Origin of the sequence: Erythrobacter litoralis HTCC2594, from assembly GCF_000013005.1 — a bacterium.
In the GTDB taxonomy this organism is placed as follows: domain Bacteria; phylum Pseudomonadota; class Alphaproteobacteria; order Sphingomonadales; family Sphingomonadaceae; genus Parerythrobacter; species Parerythrobacter litoralis_A.
In genome coordinates this window covers 1,749,419-1,768,982 of sequence record NC_007722.1, presented here as the reverse complement: position 1 = coordinate 1,768,982, position 19,564 = coordinate 1,749,419, and the positions used below count along the sequence as shown (strand labels likewise).

Genomic DNA, 19,564 nt, shown 5'->3' with positions numbered 1-19,564 from the left:
TGAGCCGGTGGCGCTTTGCGCCGTCTTTGACTCCGAAGGGCAGCCACGGCTGTTGCGGCTGGGCTTCGACAGGCTCAGCCCGAACGGTATTGGATCGTTGGGTCGAACCGAAGTGAGGCTGTGGCGCCTGACCCGTGCGCCTTTCGTCGCGCTCGACGGGTCGGGGCCGGAGAAACACGGCGCGCGCTGGGTCTCTCCGGGCAAGCCCGTTGTCAATTTCGCCTCCGAACCGGGCCTCGCGGTGCTAGTGGTGCTGCGCTACCTGCCGCGCGATCTGGCCGGTATCGACACCGACTACGTGCTCGGCTTCACCGACATCAATGCCCAGCCCGAAAGCTTCGCCTTCACCGAAGACCAGGTCGAGAAACGCCGCATCGGCGATGAATGGCTTGCCTCGGGCCGATCGCTGCTGGCATCGGTCCAGTCCGCGGTCCTTCCCGAAGCGCAGATCGTGATGATGAACCCGGCGCATCCCGACGCGCACTATGTGCGCCGGCTCACGACCCGCCCATTCGATTTTCGCGAAACGCTGAGCCTGCCCGCCTAGCCCCGCCCGCGCAGGAGCCAGCAATTGACCGAGAAGCGCGCGTCTTCCCATGCGTTGCCCGGCACGCGCACAGGCTCGACTGCGTGCGGCGCGATACTGGGGAAGGCGACCAGCCGGTTGTGGCGCGGGGCGATGCGGACCGGTTCTGTCCGTCCGAACAGATGCCGCACCACCAACTCGCCGCCTTCGAACCGCGCTCCGGGCAGGTGCATGTAATAGACCATGCTGATCAGCCGGTCGCCGGGCAGTGTGTCGCGATTCTCAGCCGTCAACGTGTCGATATGTTCGGAAAAGAAATCGCCGTCGCGGTGGACGGCAAGGCTCATGTCCCACCCCGAGATGCCGAATGGCGCAAGGCCGATGCCTTTGCACAAATGCTCGAAATGCGCTTCCACTGCCGCCGTGAAGGTGCTGCGCATCGGGCCGAGATCGGTCGATGTCATGGCGCTGCGGTTGTCTTTCTCCGCAAGGACGTCCCCGTCGCGAACCACCACGGCAGGCTCGAACGCCGTCCGGTTTTCCAGCGCGAAGGCGAGCAGATCGGCGGCGTCCTGTTCGGGCAGGAAATCATCGATGATGACGTGCGCAGGCGTGTGCGGTGCGTTCATCGACTGGCATCCCGGAAGCCGATCGGGCAAGGGAAGGGCTTCCGCGCCACTAGCCAGAGATTGTCCATGCCCATCGCCGTCCTGTCCGCCCTCGTCCGCCCGCTCGTCGAGCCGCATCTTCCCGACGGGATAGAAGCGAAGTTCTTCGCCTCTGTCGAGGATTTGATGGAGCTGGCACCGCAGGCGGAAATCGGCTGGTTCGATCTCGACCAGAAGCAGCCGATGATCGAAGCGGTGAAAAGGGCCGAGAGGCTGAAATGGCTGAGCTCGATCTATGCCGGGCTCGATTTCCTGCCGCACGAATTGTTGCTGGAGCGCGGCGTGACGGTCACCAACGGCGTCGGGATCAACGCCGTCACCATTGCGGAGTATGTCGTGATGGGGATGCTGGTCCACGCCAAGGGCTATCGCGATGTGGTGCGGGCACAGGAGAAGCATGAGTGGCTGCTCGATTCGCCCGGCAAGATCGAACTGGCCGGTTCCAGGGCGCTATTGCTCGGCTACGGCGCGATCGGACAGCTGATCAAACCGAGGCTCGAGGCGTTCGATATCGAGGTCACCGTGGTGCGGCGCTCGGGCGGGGAGGGCTGCCTGGCACCCGACCAGTGGCGCGGCCAACTCGGCGAATTCGACTGGATCATCCTCGCCGTCCCCGCCACCGCAGAAACCGAAGGCATGATCGGTGCCGAGGAGCTGGCGGCAATGAAAAGCGACGCGGTCTTGGTGAACATCGCCCGCGGCGAAGTGGTCGACCAGCCCGCGCTGGTAAAGGCGCTGCAAGACAAGACGATCGGCGGCGCGTTTCTCGATGTGACCACGCCCGAGCCGCTGCCCGCCGACCACGCGCTCTGGTCGCTCGACAATGCGCATGTCACCATGCACCTGTCGGGTCGCGCGCAGACCAAGATGTTTCAGCGCTCGGCCGAGCGGTTTGTGCAGAATTGTCATCGCTACATCGCAGGCGAACCAGTCGAACCGCGTTTCGACCTGACGCTGGGTTATTAGAGTAAGGAACCACTCCTGACCCGTTCGTGCTGAGCCTGTCGAAGCACTGTTCTTCTTTTGGCAAGCGCTGCGCTCGAAGAAAGAGCGGCCCTTCGACAGGCTCAGGGCGAGCGGGCTCGTTTTGGCTAGACATCCTCCAGCAGCAACAGCTCGCATTCGACCAGCATCCGCGGGACGGGCAGCAGCTCGCTTTCGACCGCGGTGATCGTCGCGTCGGCGACGAGTTGGCGCGGGATCGCGAATTCATGGTTGGGCAGGGCCGCCACCAGTGCTTCGCCCTGCGCAACGGCCTCATCGCCTTCGAAGACGAGGCGCAGCGTGTGGCGCGTCCCGGCGAAGGTGATGCTGGCCCAGGCTTTTTCTGCGTGATGCTGCACATCACCATGCCCACCGGCCAGGGCGAGGATGGCGGAGCGCAGGCGTTCGCCGATGCTCCGCCGGGCGCGACGCGGGGCGGGGATTGGCTCAGCCTGCATGATGCACCTCGCGATATTCGCGCATGAAGCCGTCGACCCGCTGCTCGGTTCCGGTGCGCGGTATCCGGCCATTACGCAGGTCCAGCACGAAGCGCGGATCGTGAGCCGCCAGGCGACCGAACTTGGTCGCCGGCATGTCCACTTCGCGCAGGAATTTCTCGATTCTTCTGATCAGCATTCAACCCTCATGTCTCAAGCGATTCGCTGTCCATGAGGCGTTTGGTGCAAAGCGAAATCCTACTTGTCTAGGAAAAATCCTTTGTGTAGATAGGAAAAATGACAAGTGCCCGGAAATCCATGCCATCTGCCGACAGTGGCGACGCGCGAGTGAGACTGCTCGAGCTTGCACAGGAAAAAGGTGTAGGACTTTCAAAGCTTTCTGCGCTTATCGGGCGCAATTCCAGCTATTTGCAACAGTTTGTCCGGCGCGGCAGTCCGAAGAAACTGGAGGAAGGCGACCGGCGGTTGCTGGCGGAATTCTTCGGTGTCGACGAATCGGAATTAGGGGCGAACAAGGAAAAATCCTACAATGCGTCCCCGAGCCTCCTTGCCGATGAGGATTTCGTCGCCATCCCGCGCCTGTCGATCGCGGTGGCGGCGGGGCCGGGCCAGTTTGCGGGCGACGAATCGCCCTTCGACAATTTCGGTTTTTCGGGCCGCTGGCTGCGCGACCACGGCTTCGATCCCAAGATGCTGTCCTCGGTCACGGTAGAAGGCGACAGCATGGAGCCGTTGCTGCGCGATGGGGACGAAATCCTCGTCGATCGATCGCCGGGGCCTTTGCGCGACGGTATCCACGTCGTGCGCCTGGGCGAGACGCTGATGGTGAAGCGGCTGTCGCGCAGCGGGCAGGGGAGGATCAGTCTGCTGAGCCAGAACCTCGCCTACCCGCCCCTGGATATGGCACTGGAAGACGTCGAAGTGATCGGCCGCGTCGTCTGGAAGAGCGGCCGCGTCTGACGAAACGAAAAGGGCCCCGCGCTTTGTGCACAAGGCCCTCTTCCATCGAGACGATCAATCAATCGTCGTCGTCATCGTCATCCCGGTCGCGGCCGCGCCACCGGCGGCGGTCGTCATCATCGTCGTCATCGTCGTCGTCCCGCCACCTGCGATCGTCGTTCCAGCGATAGCGAAGATCGCGCAGTTGCGCATCGCAGCGGCGGGTGATCTGCCAGTACTCACGGCGGCTCTCGGCAAAACGCAGTGCCCGCGAGCAGCGCCGCTCGATCCGTTCGACTGCGCGTTGGTAGCCGTTGCCGTAGTAGCTGTTGTATCCGCGCGAGTCGGCTGCGGCGGGCGTCGCGGACAGCGCCGCCAGCGCGACACCGGAAGCAAACAGAACTTTCAGCATGGGCACTCTCCTTGTCGGCCTATGATTGTTCAGCAATATGCGGTCCAATATGAACGACGCCTATCTTGCCGGTTGCTTTCGGCAGGGCGAGTATCCGCTGCGGCGAGCCTTGCAATGCCGGGCCCTGCCCGCCACATCTGCCCCATGACCAACACGAAGACTTCTCCGATGAAAGCCGGGATCATTCCCGTCACGCCGCTGCAGCAGAATTGCTCGCTGATCTGGTGCACAGCGACCAACAAGGGCGCGCTGATCGATCCCGGCGGCGATCTCGACAAGCTCAAGGCCGGGGTGAAAAAGACCGGGGTCGAGCTGGAAAAGATTCTCATCACCCACGGTCATATCGACCATTGCGGCGAGGCCGGCGTGCTGGCGAAAGAGCTGGGGCTACCGATCGAAGGTCCTCACGAGGCCGACCGCTTCTGGATCAGCCGCCTGGACGAAGACGGCAAGAAGTACGGGATTGCGGGCGAAGTGTTCGAGCCCGATCGCTGGCTCGACGATGGCGATACGGTCACTGTCGGCGAACTCGAACTCGACGTCATCCATTGCCCCGGTCACACGCCGGGCCATGTCGTATTCTACCACGCGCCTAGCAAATTCGCCGTCGTGGGCGACGTGCTGTTCCAAGGCAGCATCGGGCGCACCGATTTCCCGATGGGCAACCACCAGGACCTGATCGATGCCATCACCCAGAAGCTGTGGCCGCTGGGGAACGACGTGACCTTTATTCCCGGCCACGGCCCCACCAGCACCTTCGGGCAGGAGCGCAAGACCAACGCTTTCGTCAGCGATTACGCGCTGGGCTGAGGCTCGCTAGAGTACCCCGGCGGCGACCAGCGCAGCGACGACACCAAGGCCGAGCAATGTCAGCAACGTAACGATCGTGCCGATCACGCGGCCGATCTGCAGGCTGCCGCCTTCCATGCCGAATGCATGTAGGATGCGGCCGACGAAATAGGCGATCGCCACCCATTGCAGCCAGCCGCCACCCGCAGCGGCTAGTTCGATTCCCGCGATCAGCACCAGCACGAAGGGCGCGCTTTCGACATAATTGGCGTGAGCGCGCATCCGCCGGGTGACGGCTTCTTCGCCGCCATCACCGATACTGACCTGGAATGCGCGGCGGACCTGCCCGACGCGGATCATAAGCCAGATCGCGAGAATGCCCGCAGCGGCTGCGGATGCCAGCGTGACCGGTAAAGTGATTCCCATCTTTCCCTCTCCTAGAAATGCATCATCGCCCTCGCATGGCGCGCAGGTGGTTGCAACGCGCGAAAATTCCTATATAGGGCGCGCCTTCGCCGCCAATGCGACTGGTAAGCACCGCACCCGCTGATGGGTTGTGTGTGCATCGCCTATCGCCTAGGGCGGCTCGCAACAGTTTGAATTCAAGGAACAGGTGCCGCCATGGCTGTCCCTAAGAGAAAAGTATCGCCGCATCGCCGTGGCAACCGTCGTGCCCATGATTCGCTGAAGGTCGAGGCCTTCCACGAATGCAACAATTGCGGCGAATTGAAGCGTCCGCACAACATGTGCTCGCACTGCGGCTTCTACAACGGTCGCGAAGTCCTCGCTCCGAGCCTTTAATTCCCACTAGGGAGAGCGCGTAATGAGCCTGCCCCGTATCGCCCTTGATGCGATGGGCGGGGATGTAGGCGTGCGCGTGATGATCGATGGCGCTGCCGAGGCGCGCCGTCGGCACGACCGTTTCAAATTCCTGCTGGTAGGCGACGAGACGCGGATCAAGGCCGCGCTCGACACACACCCCAATATGCGGGGCGCATCCGAAATTCTCCATTGCGAAGATGTGGTCGGCGGCGACGAGAAGCCGACCCAGGCCCTGCGCCGGGCCAAGACCACCAGCATGGGGCTCACCGTCAACGCCGTGAAGCAGGGCGAGGCCGGGGCAGCCGTGAGCGCCGGCAATACCGGCGCGCTGATGGCGATGAGCAAGCTTGCGCTGCGCACCATGCCGGGGATCGACCGTCCCGCGCTCGCCGGCGTCATGCCGACGCTCGAGGAAGACGATGTCGTCATGCTCGACCTCGGCGCCAATACCGAGGCCGATGCGCGTAACCTCGTGCAGTTCGCGATCATGGGCGCGGCCTATTCGCGCATTCTCACCGGCCGCGAGGAACCGCGCGTGCGCCTGCTCAACATCGGCACCGAAGAAATCAAGGGCACCGATGCCTTGCGGGATGCCGCTGCCCAATTGCAGGACGCGGCTGGCCTCGCCATGCAATTCGACGGTTTCGTCGAGAGCGACAAGATCAACCGGGGACAGGTCGACGTGGTCGTGACCGACGGCTTTTCCGGGAATATTGCGTTGAAGGCGATCGAAGGCGCGGCCCGTTTCGTGACCGATCTGCTGCGCAATGCCTTTACCAGTTCGATCCGCTCGAAAGTCGGTTTCCTCGTCTCGCGCCCGGCGACCGAATTGCTCAAGCACCACCTCGACCCGAACAACCACAATGGCGCGGTTTTCCTCGGCCTCAACGGGGTGGTCGTCAAAAGCCATGGCAGCGCCAATTCGGTCGGCGTGGCCAATGCCGTCGCGGTTGCCGCCAGCCTGCTGGAGAACGACCTCACCGCGCGGATCGCATCCGACCTCGCCGAATTGGGCGAGCGCATGTGGGATGCGACCGGTGGCAACGGCAACGGGCCGGCCCCAAAATGATCCGCGCGGCCATCAAGGGCAGCGGATCGGCGCTTCCCCGGAAGGTCGTCACCAACGAGGAACTGGCCGCCAGGGTCGATACCAGCGACGAGTGGATCGTCGAGCGAACCGGCATCCGTCAACGATACATAGCGGGCGCGGACGAATTCACGTCGACGCTCGCGATGGAAGCGTCGCGCAAGGCGCTCGAGGCAGCCGGTATAACGCCGGAAACCATTGATCTTATCGTGCTCGCCACCGCAACGCCCGACAACACCTTTCCCGCCACCGCCACCAAGGTCCAGGAAGCACTCGGCTGCAACGGGTGCATCGCCTTCGATGTGCAGGCGGTCTGCTCGGGCTTTCTCTATGCGCTGGCGACCGCCGACTCGCTGCTCAAGACCGGCATGGCCAAGCGCGCGCTAGTGATCGGGGCGGAAACCTTCAGCCGGATCCTCGACTGGGAAGATCGCACCACCTGCGTGCTGTTCGGCGACGGGGCCGGAGCGGTGGTGCTGGAAGCGGCCGAGGGCGATACGGAAGCGCCCGGCATCCTTGCCAGCCGCCTGCATGCCGACGGGGCGCAGCACGATTTGCTCTATGTCGATGGCGGACCGTCGACGACGCAAACGGTCGGCCACTTGCGCATGAGGGGCCGCGAGGTGTTCCGCCACGCCGTCGTCAATCTTGCCGATGTGCTCAAGGAAGTGCTTGATGATGCTGGCGTTTCCGCCAGCGACATCGACTGGGTGGTGCCGCATCAGGCCAATGCCCGCATCCTCGATGCAACCGCGCGCAAGCTGGGCCTGCCGATGGAAAAGATCGTGGTGACGGTCGATCGACACGCCAATACTTCGGCTGCATCGGTTCCGCTCGCCTTCGATACCGCGGTCCGCGATGGCCGCATCAAGCCGGGCGACCTCGTAATGTTCGAAGCCATGGGCGGCGGTTTCACTTGGGGCGCGAGCCTGGTGCGCTACTAGGCGCGGCCCGAGCGCCACTACGCTAACCTAGCGCGAGCAAACGATTTTTCTTTCCTGGCACGTTGCGATGCGGCGTGAAATCGGTTACGCATCCTATCATATGTTAAGAAAATTCGGGTCGCACCGACAGGAAGGGGAGGAGCGCCAATGTCGCGATCGGTGGGCACGCTGACACGGGCCGATTTGGCAGAAGCGATCAATCGAAAGATGGGCTTCAGCCGTGCTGAATCGCTCGATATGGTCGAAGCCATTCTCGAACACATGTGCGGCGCTCTGAGGAAGGGCGAAAACGTCAAGATATCCGGCTTCGGCAGCTTCGTGCTGCGCGACAAGAAGGAACGGATCGGCCGCAACCCCAAGACCGGCGTTGAAGTGCCGATAACTCCGCGCCGGGTCATGACTTTCCGCGCCAGCCAGCTATTACGGGAGAGGATAGCGAAGGGAGGCTGATGTGACGACATTCGACGATGGCAAGGACGACGGCGCATTGCGCACCATCGGCGAAGTCGGGACGGCACTGGGGCTGAAACCGCATGTCCTGCGCTATTGGGAAGAACAATTCCCCATGCTCCAGCCGCTCAAGCGCAGCGGCAATCGGCGCTATTACCGGCCTGAAGATGTCGCACTCGTCGAGACGATCGACCGCTTGGTCAACCACGAAGGCTACACGCTGAAGGGTGCGAAGCAGGCGATCGAAGAGGGTCGCGTTGCAATGGCCGAAGCGTCGCCATCTGCGCCCGCGAAGGCGGAGGCGCCGGAGACTGTCGAGGAAGAGCGCCTGCCGAAACCGGTCGGGCCATCCAGCGAGAACAAAGACAGGGGCGCGGATATTCCCGCCGACGTGCTGGCCGAACTCAAGGGCATTCGCGAGCGGCTCGCCGCCGCCATCGACGCCTGAACTTCAATTTTGAGAACCAGGTCGGCGCGACCTACTCCGCCGCCATCAGTTCGGCTTCCTGCAAGTCCACGCTGACCAGGCGGCTGATGCCTTTTTCGACCATGGTCACGCCGAACAGGCGGTGCATCCGGCTCATGGTCACGGCGTTGTGGGTCACGATGAGGTAGCGGGTGTCGGTCTCCTGCACCATCGAATCGAGCAGCGCGCAGAAGCGGTCGATATTGGCGTCGTCGAGCGGCGCATCGACCTCGTCGAGGACGCAAATCGGGGCCGGATTGGTCAGGAACAGCGCGAAGATCAGCGCCGTCGCGGTGAGCGCCTGCTCGCCGCCCGACAGCAGTGTGAGCGACTGCAACTTCTTGCCCGGCGGCTGGGCGTAGATCTCGAGGCCCGCCTCGAGCGGGTCGTCGCTGTCGATCAGGGCCAAGTGCGCCTGCCCGCCTTCGAACAGCTTGGTGAAGAGCACTTTGAAGTGTTCGTTGACCTCTTCGAACGCGGCCTGCAGCCGCTGGCGGCCTTCGCGGTTGAGATTGCCGATCGAACCGCGCAGGCGATTGACCGCTTCGACCAGCTCGGCTTGTTCTGAGGCGCTGGTGCCATGCTCCTCCTCGATCTTCGCAAGCTCTTCCTGCGCCACGAGGTTGACCGGCCCGATCCGCTCGCGGCTGGCGGTCAGGCGGTCCATTTCCTCGCCTTCCGCCTCTTTCGACTGCACTTCCTCGGTTTCGAAAGCGAATTTTTCCGCCAGCATCGGCGGCGGGCACTGGAATCGCTCCCCCGAGATGCGCGCCATTTCCTGCCGCCGCGCTTCCTCGTTCTCGGCGCGGGCAGCGAGACCGGCGCGGCTTTCGCGGGCGGTGGCGAGACGCTCGGTTGCGTCGGAGAGCGCGCGCTCGGCAGTGTTGGCGACATCCTGCGCGGCAGCGACATCGGCTTCGGCCTTGGCCAGTTCCCCGGCGAGCCGCGCGCGGACTGTATCGCCTTGTTCGATCTCGCGCATGAGCCCCTCGGGCTTGGCCGCGATGACTGCGCGCTCCTTGGCAATTTCCTCGAACCGCAACTCCATGCCCGCAAGCCGCTGCGCCGCTTCGCCCGAGCGCGCTTCCCAGTTGGCTTTCTCGGCGCGCTGGGCATTGGTGCGCTCGCGGGTGACGGCCAAGCCCTGGTCATGCGCGGCAAGCTCTGCCGTCGCCGCCTGCATCGCCGAGCGTGCGGCGTCGTTCTTGGCCCGCGCCGCGTCCAGCTGCGCGCGGCCGGCTTCGGGGTCGGGCAGGGCGGCGCGCTTTTCTCTCGCCGCAGCAAGCTCGGTCTCGGCCTGCATGCGCTGTTCGGCGAGGTCGGCCTCGGATTGCTTCAATTCTTCCAGCCGCGCCGCGATCCGCTCGCGCGCCGCATCGGCTTGGTCGAGCGCGCGGAGCGCCTGCCGCTCGGTCTCGGCTGCTTCGCCGACGGCGCGTTCGGTGGCGACGAGCTGCCGTTGCAATTCGGACAAGTCTTCCTGTGCCGATTGCTGAGCGACCTGGGCTTGCTCGCGCGCATCGCGCTTGGCGGGCAGTTCGGCCTCAAGCTCGGCCAGCCGGTTGGCTGCTTCGAGCCGCGCCGCCTCGGCTGCCCCCTGGCCACGCGCGACGAAGCCGTCCCACCGGCGCAGCGCACCATCCTTGGTGACCAGCCACTCGCCAGGAGCGAGGTCGCGCCCGTCATCGCTCTCCGCGACATGGACCAGCGCCAGCCGCGCGGCCAGCTGCGGCGGACAGTCGGTGACGTGGCTTGCGAGGCTGTCGTTGACGGGCGAGGGAGCTTTCCCGCCGGTCCAGAACCGCCCTTCGGCTTCGCCCTCAGGCTTGCCCAGCGGCGCCTTGGCATCGCGCCCCAGCACTGCGGCCAAGGCACGCTCGTAGCCCGGTGCGGCGCGGACCTTGTCGAGCGCGGCGGGCAGCCCCTGTCGCCCGGCCGCCTGCTTCTCGCGCGCCTGCCGATCGCGATCGAGCGCCTGATATTCGCGCTCGATCCCCGCCAGCTCCGCTTGTGTCGCGGAGAGCGCATCGGCCGCGGTGTCGCGTGCCTGCTGCAATTCATCCTTGCGTGTGCGCTGCCTCTCAAGCTCTTCGCGCAACCGCGCAAGTTCGCGGCCCGCTGCATCGACAGCGGCCCGCGCTTCTTCGACGGCCGTCTCGGGATCTCCGCTATCCGAAAGCGACGCGCGCAGATCGTCCTGCCGGCGCTTTTCGCTCTCAAGCCGCGCCAGCCGATTTTCCGCTTGCTCCACTTCCGCCCCGGCCACGCGCCACTCGGCCTCGACACCGCCATGGTCGGCGGTCGCCTTGGCCAGCGCCAGTTCCGCTGCGCGACCGGCGCGTTCGGTGTCCTCCAGCTTGGCGGCAAGCGCGGGACGGCGGGCCTCGTCTTCGGACAGAGCCTGCTCGCTGGCGGCGAGGTCCTTCTCCAGCCGTTGCAGCGCGGCGGCAGCATCCGTCGTCAGCCGGTCGGCCTCGACCCGGTCTTCTTCCAGTCGCGCTTTCTGCCGATCGAGATCGGCCAGCCGCTGTTCGGCCGCTTCGAGTTGGCTCGTGAGCGCGGCCATCCGGTGCCCGTGCGCGCTGGCATCGTCGCGGCGGTCGGCCTGTTCCTCGCGCGCTTCGGCAAGCTTTTCCGCCGCTTCGCGCTGCGCTGCCTGCGCCTCCGCGACGGCTTTCTGCACACCGGCGACACGTTCTTCGGAAGCCTTCGCCTCCGCGCGCGCCGCATCAGCAGCTTCGGCGGCATCGCGCCAGCGGGCGTAGAGCAGCCGCGCCTCGGCGATGGCGATCTGGTCGGTCAGCTTGGTGTAGCGCTCAGCCTGCTTGGCCTGCCGCCGCAGCGAGGCCATCTGGCTGTCGAGCCCGGCCATCAGGTCTTCGAGTCGCTCGAGGTTTTTCTCGGTCGAGCGCAGCTTGCTCTCGGCATCGCGCTTGCGCACGTGCAAGCCCGCAATGCCCGCCGCTTCCTCTAGCATCATCCGACGCTCGATAGGCTTGGCCGCAATAACCTGCGCGATCTTGCCCTGGCTGACGAGGGCAGGGCTGTGTGCGCCAGTCGCGGCATCGGCAAAGGTGAGCGCAACGTCCTTCGCCCGCACATCGTGCCCGTTGACGCGATAGGCCGATCCGGCCCCGCGCTCGATCCGGCGGGTGACGTCGAGCTCCTCGCCGTCGTCGTCGACCGCCTGCAACACCACTTCGGCAAAATCGCGCGGCGGGCGCGTTTCGGTTCCGGCGAAGATCACGTCTTCCATCCCGCCCGAGCGCATCGACTTGGGCGAATTCTCGCCCATCACCCAGCGGATCGCCTCGAGCAGGTTGGACTTGCCGCAGCCATTGGGGCCGACGACCCCGGTCAGCCCCGGCTCGATCCGCAGCTCGGCAGGCTCAACAAAGCTCTTGAATCCGCTGAGTTTGAGCCGCCGTATCTGCATGCGCGTGCCTTAACGGGCCCCGGCGCGCTGGAGCACGGGCTCGAGCGCTTCCCAGCTGTAGACATCGGCCAGCTTGTTGCCATTGACGAAGAAGGTCGGGGTCCCGGTGACGTTGAATTCCTCGCCCTGCTGGGCGGAGCGCTCGGCGATAGCCTTGACCTTTTCGACATCCTGCAGACAGGTTCGCGCCTGGTCGCGGCTCAAGCCGCGGGCGGCGAAGAAATCGAGCAGGCCGGTCGCTTCAGCGGCGGCAACATAGCGCTGCTCCTCCGGCAGACCGATCGCCTGTTCGAAGGCCTGGCCCGCCTGCTGCGCCTGGCCCATCACCTCCTGGAAGTTCATCCAGACCTGCTCCGACAGCGGCACGACCGCTTCGTCGCTGCTGCACCGCGCGAGATTGACCATCACCAGATCGAGCGGATTGAGCACCAGCGGGCGCAATTCGAAGCTGACGCGGCCCGTGTTGATATATTCGCTGCGCAGTTCCTCGAACCCCGTCTGTGTGAAATTGGCGCAGGTGCCGCAGGTCAGCGAGCCGTATTCGACCAGCTTGATCGGCGCATCGGGATTGCCGATCATGTGACCCTGAAGATCCGTCACGGTGGTAACATCGGCCCATTGCTGGCCTTCGGGCGCCGGCACTTCGGCGACCGGCTCGCCTTCGACGACGCCTTCATCGGTGGCGGTATCGCCACATGCGGCAAGGCCCAGCGCCAACGGCGCGGCGAAGGTGGCAAAAACTACACGGCGAAATGGCGTCATGATCGTGAGTTCCTTCAAGGGAATTGAGGGAGGCTAGACCTATCGGTCTGCGCGGGGAAAGGGCAGGGGGACAGGAACGGCGTTAGTATCCACAGACCCACCCACAAAAAGTCAGAATTTTTCGCTCAGTTTGGGGGCCAGCGTGCTCCATCCGGTAACATCGGACTGGAACTCGCCGTCGATGGCGAAGCTGGGGGTCGCACGCACACCGAAGGTCTCCGCATCGGCGACGGTCGATTCCCTGAACTTCGCGGCGAGCGCGGTATCCGACAGGCAGCGATCGAGCTGCGGGCGATCGTAGCCGCGCCCTTCGAACAGTTCATAGAGGCTGAGATCGTTGGCAATGGCCTTGTAGCGCGCCGCTTCGGCCCCGCTGAACCAGCGCTGCTGCTGGCCCTGGGTCGCTTGCTGCGCCTTGGTCAGCCACTTGTCCTGCTGCCACATCAGCGCGGAATGGTTCTGCAGGAATTTCTCTTTCGGCCCACACCATGCGAGCAGCGTGGCGGCTATATCGACGACATTGCGCTGGACATGACGGATTTCGAGCCTGGCCTTGCCGGGACCGACATAGCCGAGCTTGACGACTTCCTCTCCCTGCCGCGCGAAATTGCCGCAGGCCGGGCAAGTATAGCTGACGAATTCGGTCAGCGTGCCTTCGGCTTCCGGATTGCCGACGATGTGCGAGACCTCGGTCCGCTCCACTTCGGTCACCCAGTTCTTCATCATGCCCATGGTCGCCAGCGCGGCCACGGCAAGCATCCCGGCGGTCAGCCGTCGCGATGCGATCATTTCTCTTTATCCTCCTGCTGCCCGAGACTGCGCGCCAGACCTTCGAGCACGGCGCGCATTTCGGGATCGCCGATATCGCGCAAACTGTCGCCCAATTCCATCGGAATCGGCTTGAGCGACGGCGGCGCTTTCGCTTTTTCTTCAGCAGGCGGCGCCTGAACCGCACCTTGCCGCATCTTCACTCGCGCCACCGCCTTGTAGCCGAAGAAACGGTTCACCCGCTCGATGATCTCGGGGATCACGTGCTGGATGATCGGAGCGTGGGCGGGCAGCACGACAAGCTGCAATATGCCTTCGGATTTTTCTCCGGGGGGAAAGCGGATCGCCTCCGGCGCGCAGACCCTGGCATGGCGCGGCCCGACGATCTCGGGCCAGCGCGTGACGACGGAGCTTTGCACGAAGCCGAAGCGACGGAAAGCGGTTCGCCCGATCTGCGGCATGAGGTCGCCGACGGCCTTGGCCGGGCCGCCACGCGGCCGCTCGTAGGGTTTAGCAACCTTTTTGCGAGAGCCTTTCCGGCCTGCCGCTCCGTTACCTGAGGCCTGTTTCCCTTTGGGCTGGTCTTTGTCCCGTTCCATCGTGCCGAGGCCCATGCCATAGGCGCGGCGTGACCGCTAGCAGCAACGCCGCCAAGCCCACCGTTTCGGGGGTGCTTCTCGACTGGTACGATCGCCATGCCCGCGACCTGCCGTGGCGCGCGCAGCCGGGGGAGCCTGCCGCCGATCCCTACCGCGTGTGGCTGAGCGAGATCATGCTGCAGCAGACCACCGTGGCTGCGGTGAAGCCGTATTTTGCCAGGTTCACCGAGGTCTGGCCGACGGTGGAAGCGCTTGCCGAAGCTTCGGAGGAAGACGTCATGGCGGCGTGGGCCGGGCTTGGTTACTACTCGCGGGCGCGCAATCTGCTCATGGCCGCCAAAGCCGTGGGCGACCTCGGCGGGTTCCCCGAAACCGAGGCCGAACTGCGGCGCCTGCCGGGCGTAGGCGAGTACACCGCTGCTGCGATTGCCGCGATCGCCTTCGGCAGGCGGGCAGTAGTCGTCGATGCCAATGTCGAGCGGGTCGTGTCGCGCTTGTTCGCGATCGAAGAACCGCTCCCGAAGGCGCGCAGGGCGATCCGCGCCCATGCCGATGCGATCACCCCCGATCGGCGCGCGGGCGATTTTGCGCAGGCGATGATGGATCTGGGCTCGCAAGTCTGTACGACGCGTGCGCCGCAATGCCTGCTGTGCCCCCTGGCGCGATTCTGCGAGGCGAGGACGCAGGAGCCGGAGCGGTTTCCTGTCAAGCCGCCAAGGAAAGCCAAGCCCCTCCGCAAGGGGAGGGCATTCTGGATCGAGCGAGAGGGAACGGTCTGGCTGGTCCGCCGCGAGGGCTCGGGAATGCTCGGTGGGATGCGCAGCCTGCCGGACGACGGCTGGTCAGCACGGAGCGATGGTTCGGGTGAGTTACCGCTTGCAGGCGAGTGGGAGAATGCCGGCAGCGTGTTCCACGTCTTCACCCATTTCGCGCTCGAACTGACTGTTCTGCGCCATGGCGGTGCGGAGCACCCGACGGGAGAGGGCGAGTGGTGGCCCCTCGACGATCTCGGCAAGGCGGGCCTGCCGACGCTGTTCGCCAAGGCCGCGCGCAGGGCCAGGCAAATCACCTGAGTCCCAGCGAAGGCTGGGACCTCGATCAACGGAGCGCCAAGTCGATGGAGGCCCCAGCCTACGCTGGGGCTCACAGAAAACTTAGAAAATCCCGCCGCCCAGGCTCAGGCGAACAATGGCGATCAGGCCGACGACGATGCAGAAATTGCGCCCGGCGCGTCCGGATCCGGATAGCTGTCCGATCACTACGCCGATCACGATCAGCGGCAAGGCGAACCAGTTGGCCCAGCCGAGCAGCGGAATGGTCGCCGGAATGACGATGACGAGCGAGATGATCCCGATGAGGATTGAAAGCAGATTGAGCATGTGTGTTACATAGCTATGACACCACCTTTTTGCAAGATCATTGACGGTTAAACCTGCATTCTCCACTAACCCGTCAAACGGTTTCACAAGAGGACCTGTCCCGATGGCCTATCGCGAATTTTCCACCGACCCGCTTTCCCGCCGTTCCTTGCTGCGCGGCGGCGCGTATGCCGGGGCGCTCGGCGCGTTGGCGACGCTGCCGATGGGGCGGGCTGCCTTCGCGCAGACGCCGGCCGAAATGGCGATATTCCAGCGCCTCACCGGCCTCGTCGATCAATATGTGTCGAGCGGGAAAGTCGCCAATATCGTCGTGACGCTGGGCCAGGGAATGCGCGAGCCGATGGCTATTGCCAAAGGTACGCTGTCGCTCAGGGGGTCGACCGAGGCGGGTCTCGACAGCCTTTATCGCATCTATTCGATGACAAAGCCGATCACCGGCATGGCCACGATGATGCTGATCGACGAGGGCAAGCTCGGACTCGACCAGCCGCTTGCCGAAATCCTGCCGGCCTATGCCGATATGCAGGTGCAGAAGAAGTATGATGGTGCGATCACCGGGGACAATCTCGTACCCGCCGAGCGCCCGATCACGATCCGCCATTTGCTGACGCACACGGCGGGTCTGGGCTACGGCATCGTCCAGAAGGGGCCGATCCAGAAAGCCTATGAAGAACAAGGCCTGATCCCGGGGCAGGTCAGCCGCCTACCGATCCCGGGCCTCGGCCGCGGCACGCCGGTCCGCAGTCTCGAAACCTTTGCCGACCGTCTGGCCGAGCTGCCGCTGGTCTATCAACCGGGAACGAAGTGGAGCTATTCGGTCAGCCTCGACCTGCTGGGCCGGGTTATCGAGGTCGTCGAAGGCAAGCCGTTCGATCAGGTCCTGCAGGAACGCCTGTTCGACCCGTGCGGCATGACCAGCACCTATTTCACCGTGCCGCAGAGCGAGGTCGGTCGATTGACGGACAATTACGGCGTCGTCGCCGGAACGCCGGTCCCGATCGATACGGCCGCCAACTCGATCTATCTCGACCAGCCTGCTTTCCCCTTCGGCGGCGCGGGCCTCGTCTCCAGCCCGCGCGATTACGACCGGTTCCTGCGGATGCTGCTCGGCTACGGCAAACTTGAGGGCAGGCGCGTGATGGGCGAACTGGCGGTGCGCGTCGGGACTTCGAACATCCTGCCCAAAGGCGTTTCGACCGAAGGCACCTGGGTCGGCGGCGAGGGCTTCGGCGCTGGCGGTCGATCTTTCAACGGCAGCTATGGCTGGGGCGGCGCGGCCGGAACCCTCGGCGCGGTCGATTATCGTAACAATCTTCGCACCGGGCTCTACACGCAATACATGCCGACCGAAGCCTACCCGATGCGGCAGGACTTCATGCAGGCGCTGACGGGCGAGATGGCCGGGGCTGCAAGCTCCTGATGGCGGCGGGCAGCCCGACCGGACAGATTTTCTTCGCCGGATCGCCGATCGATCGCGCGGATAATCTGCGCGCCGATCCCGATGCGCTGGCTGGGCTCATGAACTGGAAGGCGCGGTTGCTCGCGCTCGACGGGCTGTTTCCCGCGCTCGACGACGACCACCGGCTGCGATGGGGCACTTTGGCCGACGCGCCGGAGGATGCCGAGCTGGTGTTCCTCGGCCTCGACCGCACGGACGGCGGCGAGCGGGCCTGTTTCGCTGCGGTGCCGGACAAGGGCGATGCCAGCCCACGCATGGCAAATCCGCAGCTCTGGTCGCTGATGGCGACGCTCGATCCGGGTGATCTGGCGACCTATGGCGGCGCGCGCAGTCTGATCGACTGGCACGCGCGGCATCGCTTCTGCGCGCAATGCGGTTCGGACACCAAGCTCGCCAAGGGCGGCTGGCAACGCGGCTGCGAGGCGTGCGGCGCGCAGCATTTCCCGCGCACCGATCCGGTCACGATCATGCTGGTCGAGCACGACGGGCGATTGATGCTCGGGCGTGGGCTCGGGTGGCCCGAAGGTGCCTTTTCCGCGCTTGCCGGATTCGTGGAGCCGGGCGAGACGATCGAAGAGGCAGTAGCGCGCGAAGTGTTCGAGGAATCCGGCGTGCGGGTGCGCGATGTGGCCTATGTCGCGAGCCAGCCATGGCCGTTCCCCAGCCAGCTCATGATCGGATGCCACAGCCATGCCGACAACGACGAATTGACCATCGACGAAACCGAGATGGCCGAGGTCGTTTTCTTCAGCCGCGAGGACGTGGTATCGTCGCTGAACGGCGATGGCCCGTTCCGCGCGCCGCCCAAACACGCGATCGCGCACAATCTGATGCAATGGTGGTTGAACAAATGACCGAGACAGATCCGCGCCGCATGACGATCGACATCTGGTCCGACGTGATGTGTCCCTGGTGCGCGATCGGTTACGGGCAGCTGCAAAAGGCGCTCGGCCAACTGGAAGGCGAGATCGAGGCCGACATTCGCTGGCATGCTTTCGAACTCAATCCCGACATGCCCGAAAGCGGCGAAGAGCAGGCCGCGCATATCCAGCGCAAATACAACCGCACGGCAGAGGAAGGCGCGGCAGTCCGCTCGCAGATGCGTTCGATTGCAGAGGGCGCGGGTGTCTCGCTCGACTATGAAGGGGAAGGTGAAGCGCCGCCGGCGATGATGTGGAACACCTTCGCGGCGCATTGCCTGCTGACCTGGGCGCTGGAAACGGCCGGGCCGGAAAAGCAGACCGAGTTGAAGCTCGCGCTGTTCCGCGCGCATTTCAACGAGAGGCGCAATATCGGCCAGCGCGACGTCCTGCTCGATGTCGCCGAGAGCGTCGGGCTTGACCGCGCCGGTGCGCTTGCAGCTCTCAACGACATGGAGCTGGCACAGCGCGTCCGCGCCGAAGAGCGCAAGGCGTGGGACCTCAATATCAGCGGCGTCCCGGCGATGGTCGTCGAAGGCAAGTTCATGATCCCCGGCGCGCAACCGCCTGAAACCTATGTCAATGTGCTGCGGCGCGTGGCCGAGAAGACAGAGGCTTGAGCGACTTCCAAGACAAGGTCGCCGTCATCACCGGCGGCGCGAGCGGGATCGGCCTTGCCGTCGCGCGCGAACTGGTGCGGCTAGGCGGCAGCGTCGTGCTCGCCGATGTCAACGAGCGCGCGCTCACCGATGCAAGCGAAGAATTCGGCGACAAGGCGCTGACGCAGGTGTGCGACACCTCCGATCTCGCGCAGGTCGAAGCGCTGGCCGAGGCAGCGTTCGACTGGACAGGCCATGTCGATCTCGTCCTCAACAATGCCGGTCAGGGCGGCGTGCGCGGCAAGCTGTGGGACGTCGATCCCGAGGCCGCCCGCGCGCATTTCGATGTCAATTTCTGGGGCGTCTGGAACGGCTGTCGCGTCTTCACGCCGCGCCTGATCGCGCAAGACCGCCCCAGCGCGATCTACAATACCGGCAGTGAAAACAGCTTCTTCTGCGCGGTCCCTCAGACGGCGGCGTACATCGCCGCCAAGCATGCCGTGCTGGGCATGACGGAAAGCCTGCGCGAAGACTTGCCGGACCATGTCCATGCCGGCCTCATCATTCCCGGCTGGGTATTCACGCCGCTTGGCGAAGAGCGGTTCATGCAATTCGGCATGGACTCTGCAAAATATGCCAGGATCATCGTGCCCCAGATCCTGGCGAACGAGCGCTTCGTCGTCAGCCACTATTCCAACGTAAAACGCATCGAGGAGCGGATCGACCCGCTGCTCGATGCGTATGCGCGCAATGCGCCGCGAAACGAAGGCGACGATGCCTACGACACGCGCGATTTTATCGCCGCGCTACAAGCAAACCGAAATTAGTTCGCTTCGCCTTTCTTGATTTTTTCCATGGTCTTGGGACCCTTCATCGCGTCTTCCTCGGGATTGTCCGAGCCCACGACCGGTTCGCGATTGTCCGGATCGGTGGCGCGATGAAGCTCGGCGCGACTACCCACGCGGGTGTTCACTTCGCCGCCCGAGGAACTCGATTGCGACGGTGTCTTCTCGCTGGTGATCTCATCTATCAATTCGTTGTCGGGGTGGCGGCTCTGGCGTTCGGGCATGAAATTTCTCCTTTCCCGATCAACGGGA

At 64.5% G+C, this 19,564-nt stretch carries 25 protein-coding genes; 14 read left to right on the top strand and 11 right to left on the bottom strand.

All coding sequences use genetic code 11. The annotated features are described in order from the left end of the window. The first annotated feature begins 52 nt into the window (after positions 1-52). Positions 53-547, top strand: a complete 495-nt coding sequence (locus EL2594_RS08590) for an RES family NAD+ phosphorylase (protein WP_049762463.1) — start codon at positions 53-55, stop codon at positions 545-547. Here EL2594_RS08590 and EL2594_RS08585 read toward each other — a convergent pair. After that, the gene (locus EL2594_RS08585) at positions 544-1,155 is read right to left on the bottom strand and encodes a 2OG-Fe(II) oxygenase (protein WP_011414657.1); all 612 of its coding nucleotides are present in this window, start codon (positions 1,153-1,155) and stop codon (positions 544-546) included. The two genes, EL2594_RS08590 and EL2594_RS08585, sit on opposite strands and share 4 nt — an antisense overlap. A 66-nt stretch (positions 1,156-1,221) precedes the next feature. Here EL2594_RS08585 and EL2594_RS08580 point away from each other — a divergent pair, with 66 nt between their 5' ends. Next, a complete protein-coding gene (locus tag EL2594_RS08580; RefSeq protein ID WP_011414656.1) occupies positions 1,222-2,160 on the top strand; it encodes a D-2-hydroxyacid dehydrogenase in 939 nt (312 codons plus the stop codon). Between the two features lie 125 nt (positions 2,161-2,285). Here EL2594_RS08580 and EL2594_RS08575 read toward each other — a convergent pair whose 3' ends face one another. Further along, on the bottom strand, positions 2,286-2,636 hold the full coding sequence (locus EL2594_RS08575; protein ID WP_011414655.1) for a hypothetical protein: 351 nt from the start codon (positions 2,634-2,636) through the stop codon (positions 2,286-2,288). Beyond that, positions 2,626-2,814, bottom strand: a complete 189-nt coding sequence (locus tag EL2594_RS08570) for a hypothetical protein (RefSeq protein ID WP_011414653.1) — start codon at positions 2,812-2,814, stop codon at positions 2,626-2,628. The genes EL2594_RS08575 and EL2594_RS08570 overlap by 11 nt, the downstream gene beginning before the upstream one ends. A gap of 119 nt (positions 2,815-2,933) precedes the next feature. Here EL2594_RS08570 and EL2594_RS08565 point away from each other — a divergent pair, with 119 nt between their 5' ends. Then, complete coding sequence (locus EL2594_RS08565; RefSeq protein ID WP_011414652.1) at positions 2,934-3,596, top strand: S24 family peptidase; 663 nt, start codon at positions 2,934-2,936, stop codon at positions 3,594-3,596. A 58-nt stretch (positions 3,597-3,654) separates the two neighbouring features. Here the strand turns inward: EL2594_RS08565 and EL2594_RS08560 are convergent, their stop codons facing one another. Beyond that, entirely contained in the window at positions 3,655-3,987 is a 333-nt protein-coding gene (locus tag EL2594_RS08560) for a hypothetical protein (RefSeq protein ID WP_011414651.1), read from the bottom strand. 144 nt (positions 3,988-4,131) lie between these two features. On the opposite strand from EL2594_RS08560, the gene EL2594_RS08555 reads away from it, so the two are divergent. Continuing rightward, the gene (locus EL2594_RS08555) at positions 4,132-4,797 is read left to right on the top strand and encodes an MBL fold metallo-hydrolase (protein WP_011414650.1); all 666 of its coding nucleotides are present in this window, start codon (positions 4,132-4,134) and stop codon (positions 4,795-4,797) included. 6 nt (positions 4,798-4,803) lie between these two features. Here EL2594_RS08555 and EL2594_RS08550 read toward each other — a convergent pair whose 3' ends face one another. Continuing rightward, on the bottom strand, positions 4,804-5,202 hold the full coding sequence (locus EL2594_RS08550) for an MAPEG family protein (RefSeq protein ID WP_011414649.1): 399 nt from the start codon (positions 5,200-5,202) through the stop codon (positions 4,804-4,806). A gap of 195 nt (positions 5,203-5,397) precedes the next feature. On the opposite strand from EL2594_RS08550, the gene rpmF reads away from it, so the two are divergent. The 5 genes from rpmF (at position 5,398) to EL2594_RS08525 (ending at position 8,527) form a co-directional block, all read left to right on the top strand. After that, positions 5,398-5,577 carry a 50S ribosomal protein L32 gene (rpmF, locus tag EL2594_RS08545; protein WP_011414648.1) on the top strand — a complete coding sequence of 60 codons (180 nt, stop codon included), beginning with the start codon at positions 5,398-5,400 and terminating at the stop codon, positions 5,575-5,577. Positions 5,578-5,599: 22 nt separating this feature from the next. Further along, complete coding sequence (gene plsX, locus EL2594_RS08540) at positions 5,600-6,667, top strand: phosphate acyltransferase PlsX (protein WP_011414647.1); 1,068 nt, start codon at positions 5,600-5,602, stop codon at positions 6,665-6,667. Then, the gene (locus EL2594_RS08535) at positions 6,664-7,629 is read left to right on the top strand and encodes a beta-ketoacyl-ACP synthase III (RefSeq protein ID WP_011414646.1); all 966 of its coding nucleotides are present in this window, start codon (positions 6,664-6,666) and stop codon (positions 7,627-7,629) included. The genes plsX and EL2594_RS08535 overlap by 4 nt, the downstream gene beginning before the upstream one ends. A 147-nt stretch (positions 7,630-7,776) precedes the next feature. After that, positions 7,777-8,079, top strand: a complete 303-nt coding sequence (locus EL2594_RS08530) for an integration host factor subunit alpha (protein WP_011414644.1) — start codon at positions 7,777-7,779, stop codon at positions 8,077-8,079. Position 8,080: 1 nt separating this feature from the next. Further along, a complete protein-coding gene (locus tag EL2594_RS08525; RefSeq protein ID WP_011414643.1) occupies positions 8,081-8,527 on the top strand; it encodes a MerR family transcriptional regulator in 447 nt (148 codons plus the stop codon). Positions 8,528-8,558: 31 nt separating this feature from the next. On the opposite strand, the gene smc is transcribed toward EL2594_RS08525, so the two are convergent. The 4 genes from smc to EL2594_RS08505 all read right to left on the bottom strand — a co-directional run bounded on the left by smc (position 8,559) and on the right by EL2594_RS08505 (position 14,110). Further along, positions 8,559-11,981: a chromosome segregation protein SMC gene (gene smc, locus EL2594_RS08520; protein WP_011414642.1), complete on the bottom strand. Its 3,423-nt coding sequence runs from the start codon at positions 11,979-11,981 to the stop codon at positions 8,559-8,561. Positions 11,982-11,990: 9 nt separating this feature from the next. After that, complete coding sequence (locus tag EL2594_RS08515) at positions 11,991-12,743, bottom strand: DsbA family protein (protein WP_041685888.1); 753 nt, start codon at positions 12,741-12,743, stop codon at positions 11,991-11,993. Positions 12,744-12,854: 111 nt separating this feature from the next. Next, positions 12,855-13,532, bottom strand: coding sequence for a DsbA family protein (locus tag EL2594_RS08510; RefSeq protein WP_011414640.1), 678 nt, complete (start codon positions 13,530-13,532; stop codon positions 12,855-12,857). After that, entirely contained in the window at positions 13,529-14,110 is a 582-nt protein-coding gene (locus EL2594_RS08505) for a DUF721 domain-containing protein (protein WP_041685886.1), read from the bottom strand. Before EL2594_RS08505 ends, EL2594_RS08510 begins: the two co-directional genes overlap by 4 nt. Positions 14,111-14,139: 29 nt before the next feature. On the opposite strand from EL2594_RS08505, the gene mutY reads away from it, so the two are divergent. After that, positions 14,140-15,183: an A/G-specific adenine glycosylase gene (mutY, locus tag EL2594_RS08500; protein ID WP_011414638.1), complete on the top strand. Its 1,044-nt coding sequence runs from the start codon at positions 14,140-14,142 to the stop codon at positions 15,181-15,183. Positions 15,184-15,264: 81 nt separating this feature from the next. Here mutY and EL2594_RS08495 read toward each other — a convergent pair whose 3' ends face one another. After that, positions 15,265-15,489: a hypothetical protein gene (locus tag EL2594_RS08495; RefSeq protein WP_011414637.1), complete on the bottom strand. Its 225-nt coding sequence runs from the start codon at positions 15,487-15,489 to the stop codon at positions 15,265-15,267. 103 nt (positions 15,490-15,592) lie between these two features. On the opposite strand from EL2594_RS08495, the gene EL2594_RS08490 reads away from it, so the two are divergent. The 4 genes from EL2594_RS08490 to EL2594_RS08475 are packed head-to-tail and all read left to right on the top strand — an operon-like array spanning position 15,593 to position 19,294. Then, positions 15,593-16,909 carry a serine hydrolase domain-containing protein gene (locus EL2594_RS08490; protein ID WP_011414636.1) on the top strand — a complete coding sequence of 439 codons (1,317 nt, stop codon included), beginning with the start codon at positions 15,593-15,595 and terminating at the stop codon, positions 16,907-16,909. After that, positions 16,909-17,802, top strand: coding sequence for an NAD(+) diphosphatase (gene nudC / locus EL2594_RS08485; RefSeq protein WP_011414635.1), 894 nt, complete (start codon positions 16,909-16,911; stop codon positions 17,800-17,802). The genes EL2594_RS08490 and nudC overlap by 1 nt, the downstream gene beginning before the upstream one ends. After that, positions 17,799-18,488: a DsbA family oxidoreductase gene (locus tag EL2594_RS08480; protein ID WP_011414634.1), complete on the top strand. Its 690-nt coding sequence runs from the start codon at positions 17,799-17,801 to the stop codon at positions 18,486-18,488. The genes nudC and EL2594_RS08480 overlap by 4 nt, the downstream gene beginning before the upstream one ends. Next, a complete protein-coding gene (locus tag EL2594_RS08475) occupies positions 18,485-19,294 on the top strand; it encodes an SDR family NAD(P)-dependent oxidoreductase (RefSeq protein WP_011414633.1) in 810 nt (269 codons plus the stop codon). Before EL2594_RS08480 ends, EL2594_RS08475 begins: the two co-directional genes overlap by 4 nt. On the opposite strand, the gene EL2594_RS08470 is transcribed toward EL2594_RS08475, so the two are convergent. Beyond that, positions 19,291-19,536 (bottom strand): hypothetical protein, encoded by a 246-nt coding sequence (locus EL2594_RS08470; protein ID WP_011414632.1) that lies wholly within the window; start codon positions 19,534-19,536, stop codon positions 19,291-19,293. The two genes, EL2594_RS08475 and EL2594_RS08470, sit on opposite strands and share 4 nt — an antisense overlap. Between the last annotated feature and the right edge of the window lie 28 nt (positions 19,537-19,564).

Excerpts from the sequence above, each read along its gene's own strand:
- EL2594_RS08585 (WP_011414657.1), bottom strand. The coding sequence starts at position 1,155 with ATGAACGCACCGCACACGCCTGCGCACGTCATCATCGATGATTTCCTG.
- EL2594_RS08580 (WP_011414656.1), top strand. The coding sequence starts at position 1,222 with ATGCCCATCGCCGTCCTGTCCGCCCTCGTCCGCCCGCTCGTCGAGCCG.
- EL2594_RS08575 (WP_011414655.1), bottom strand. The coding sequence starts at position 2,636 with ATGCAGGCTGAGCCAATCCCCGCCCCGCGTCGCGCCCGGCGGAGCATC.
- EL2594_RS08570 (WP_011414653.1), bottom strand. The coding sequence starts at position 2,814 with ATGCTGATCAGAAGAATCGAGAAATTCCTGCGCGAAGTGGACATGCCG.
- EL2594_RS08565 (WP_011414652.1), top strand. The coding sequence starts at position 2,934 with ATGCCATCTGCCGACAGTGGCGACGCGCGAGTGAGACTGCTCGAGCTT.
- EL2594_RS08560 (WP_011414651.1), bottom strand. The coding sequence starts at position 3,987 with ATGCTGAAAGTTCTGTTTGCTTCCGGTGTCGCGCTGGCGGCGCTGTCC.
- EL2594_RS08555 (WP_011414650.1), top strand. The coding sequence starts at position 4,132 with ATGACCAACACGAAGACTTCTCCGATGAAAGCCGGGATCATTCCCGTC.
- EL2594_RS08550 (WP_011414649.1), bottom strand. The coding sequence starts at position 5,202 with ATGGGAATCACTTTACCGGTCACGCTGGCATCCGCAGCCGCTGCGGGC.
- rpmF (WP_011414648.1), top strand. The coding sequence starts at position 5,398 with ATGGCTGTCCCTAAGAGAAAAGTATCGCCGCATCGCCGTGGCAACCGT.
- plsX (WP_011414647.1), top strand. The coding sequence starts at position 5,600 with ATGAGCCTGCCCCGTATCGCCCTTGATGCGATGGGCGGGGATGTAGGC.
- EL2594_RS08535 (WP_011414646.1), top strand. The coding sequence starts at position 6,664 with ATGATCCGCGCGGCCATCAAGGGCAGCGGATCGGCGCTTCCCCGGAAG.
- EL2594_RS08530 (WP_011414644.1), top strand. The coding sequence starts at position 7,777 with ATGTCGCGATCGGTGGGCACGCTGACACGGGCCGATTTGGCAGAAGCG.
- smc (WP_011414642.1), bottom strand. The coding sequence starts at position 11,981 with ATGCAGATACGGCGGCTCAAACTCAGCGGATTCAAGAGCTTTGTTGAG.
- EL2594_RS08515 (WP_041685888.1), bottom strand. The coding sequence starts at position 12,743 with ATGACGCCATTTCGCCGTGTAGTTTTTGCCACCTTCGCCGCGCCGTTG.
- EL2594_RS08510 (WP_011414640.1), bottom strand. The coding sequence starts at position 13,532 with ATGATCGCATCGCGACGGCTGACCGCCGGGATGCTTGCCGTGGCCGCG.
- EL2594_RS08505 (WP_041685886.1), bottom strand. The coding sequence starts at position 14,110 with ATGGAACGGGACAAAGACCAGCCCAAAGGGAAACAGGCCTCAGGTAAC.
- EL2594_RS08495 (WP_011414637.1), bottom strand. The coding sequence starts at position 15,489 with ATGCTCAATCTGCTTTCAATCCTCATCGGGATCATCTCGCTCGTCATC.
- EL2594_RS08490 (WP_011414636.1), top strand. The coding sequence starts at position 15,593 with ATGGCCTATCGCGAATTTTCCACCGACCCGCTTTCCCGCCGTTCCTTG.
- nudC (WP_011414635.1), top strand. The coding sequence starts at position 16,909 with ATGGCGGCGGGCAGCCCGACCGGACAGATTTTCTTCGCCGGATCGCCG.
- EL2594_RS08480 (WP_011414634.1), top strand. The coding sequence starts at position 17,799 with ATGACCGAGACAGATCCGCGCCGCATGACGATCGACATCTGGTCCGAC.
- EL2594_RS08470 (WP_011414632.1), bottom strand. The coding sequence starts at position 19,536 with ATGCCCGAACGCCAGAGCCGCCACCCCGACAACGAATTGATAGATGAG.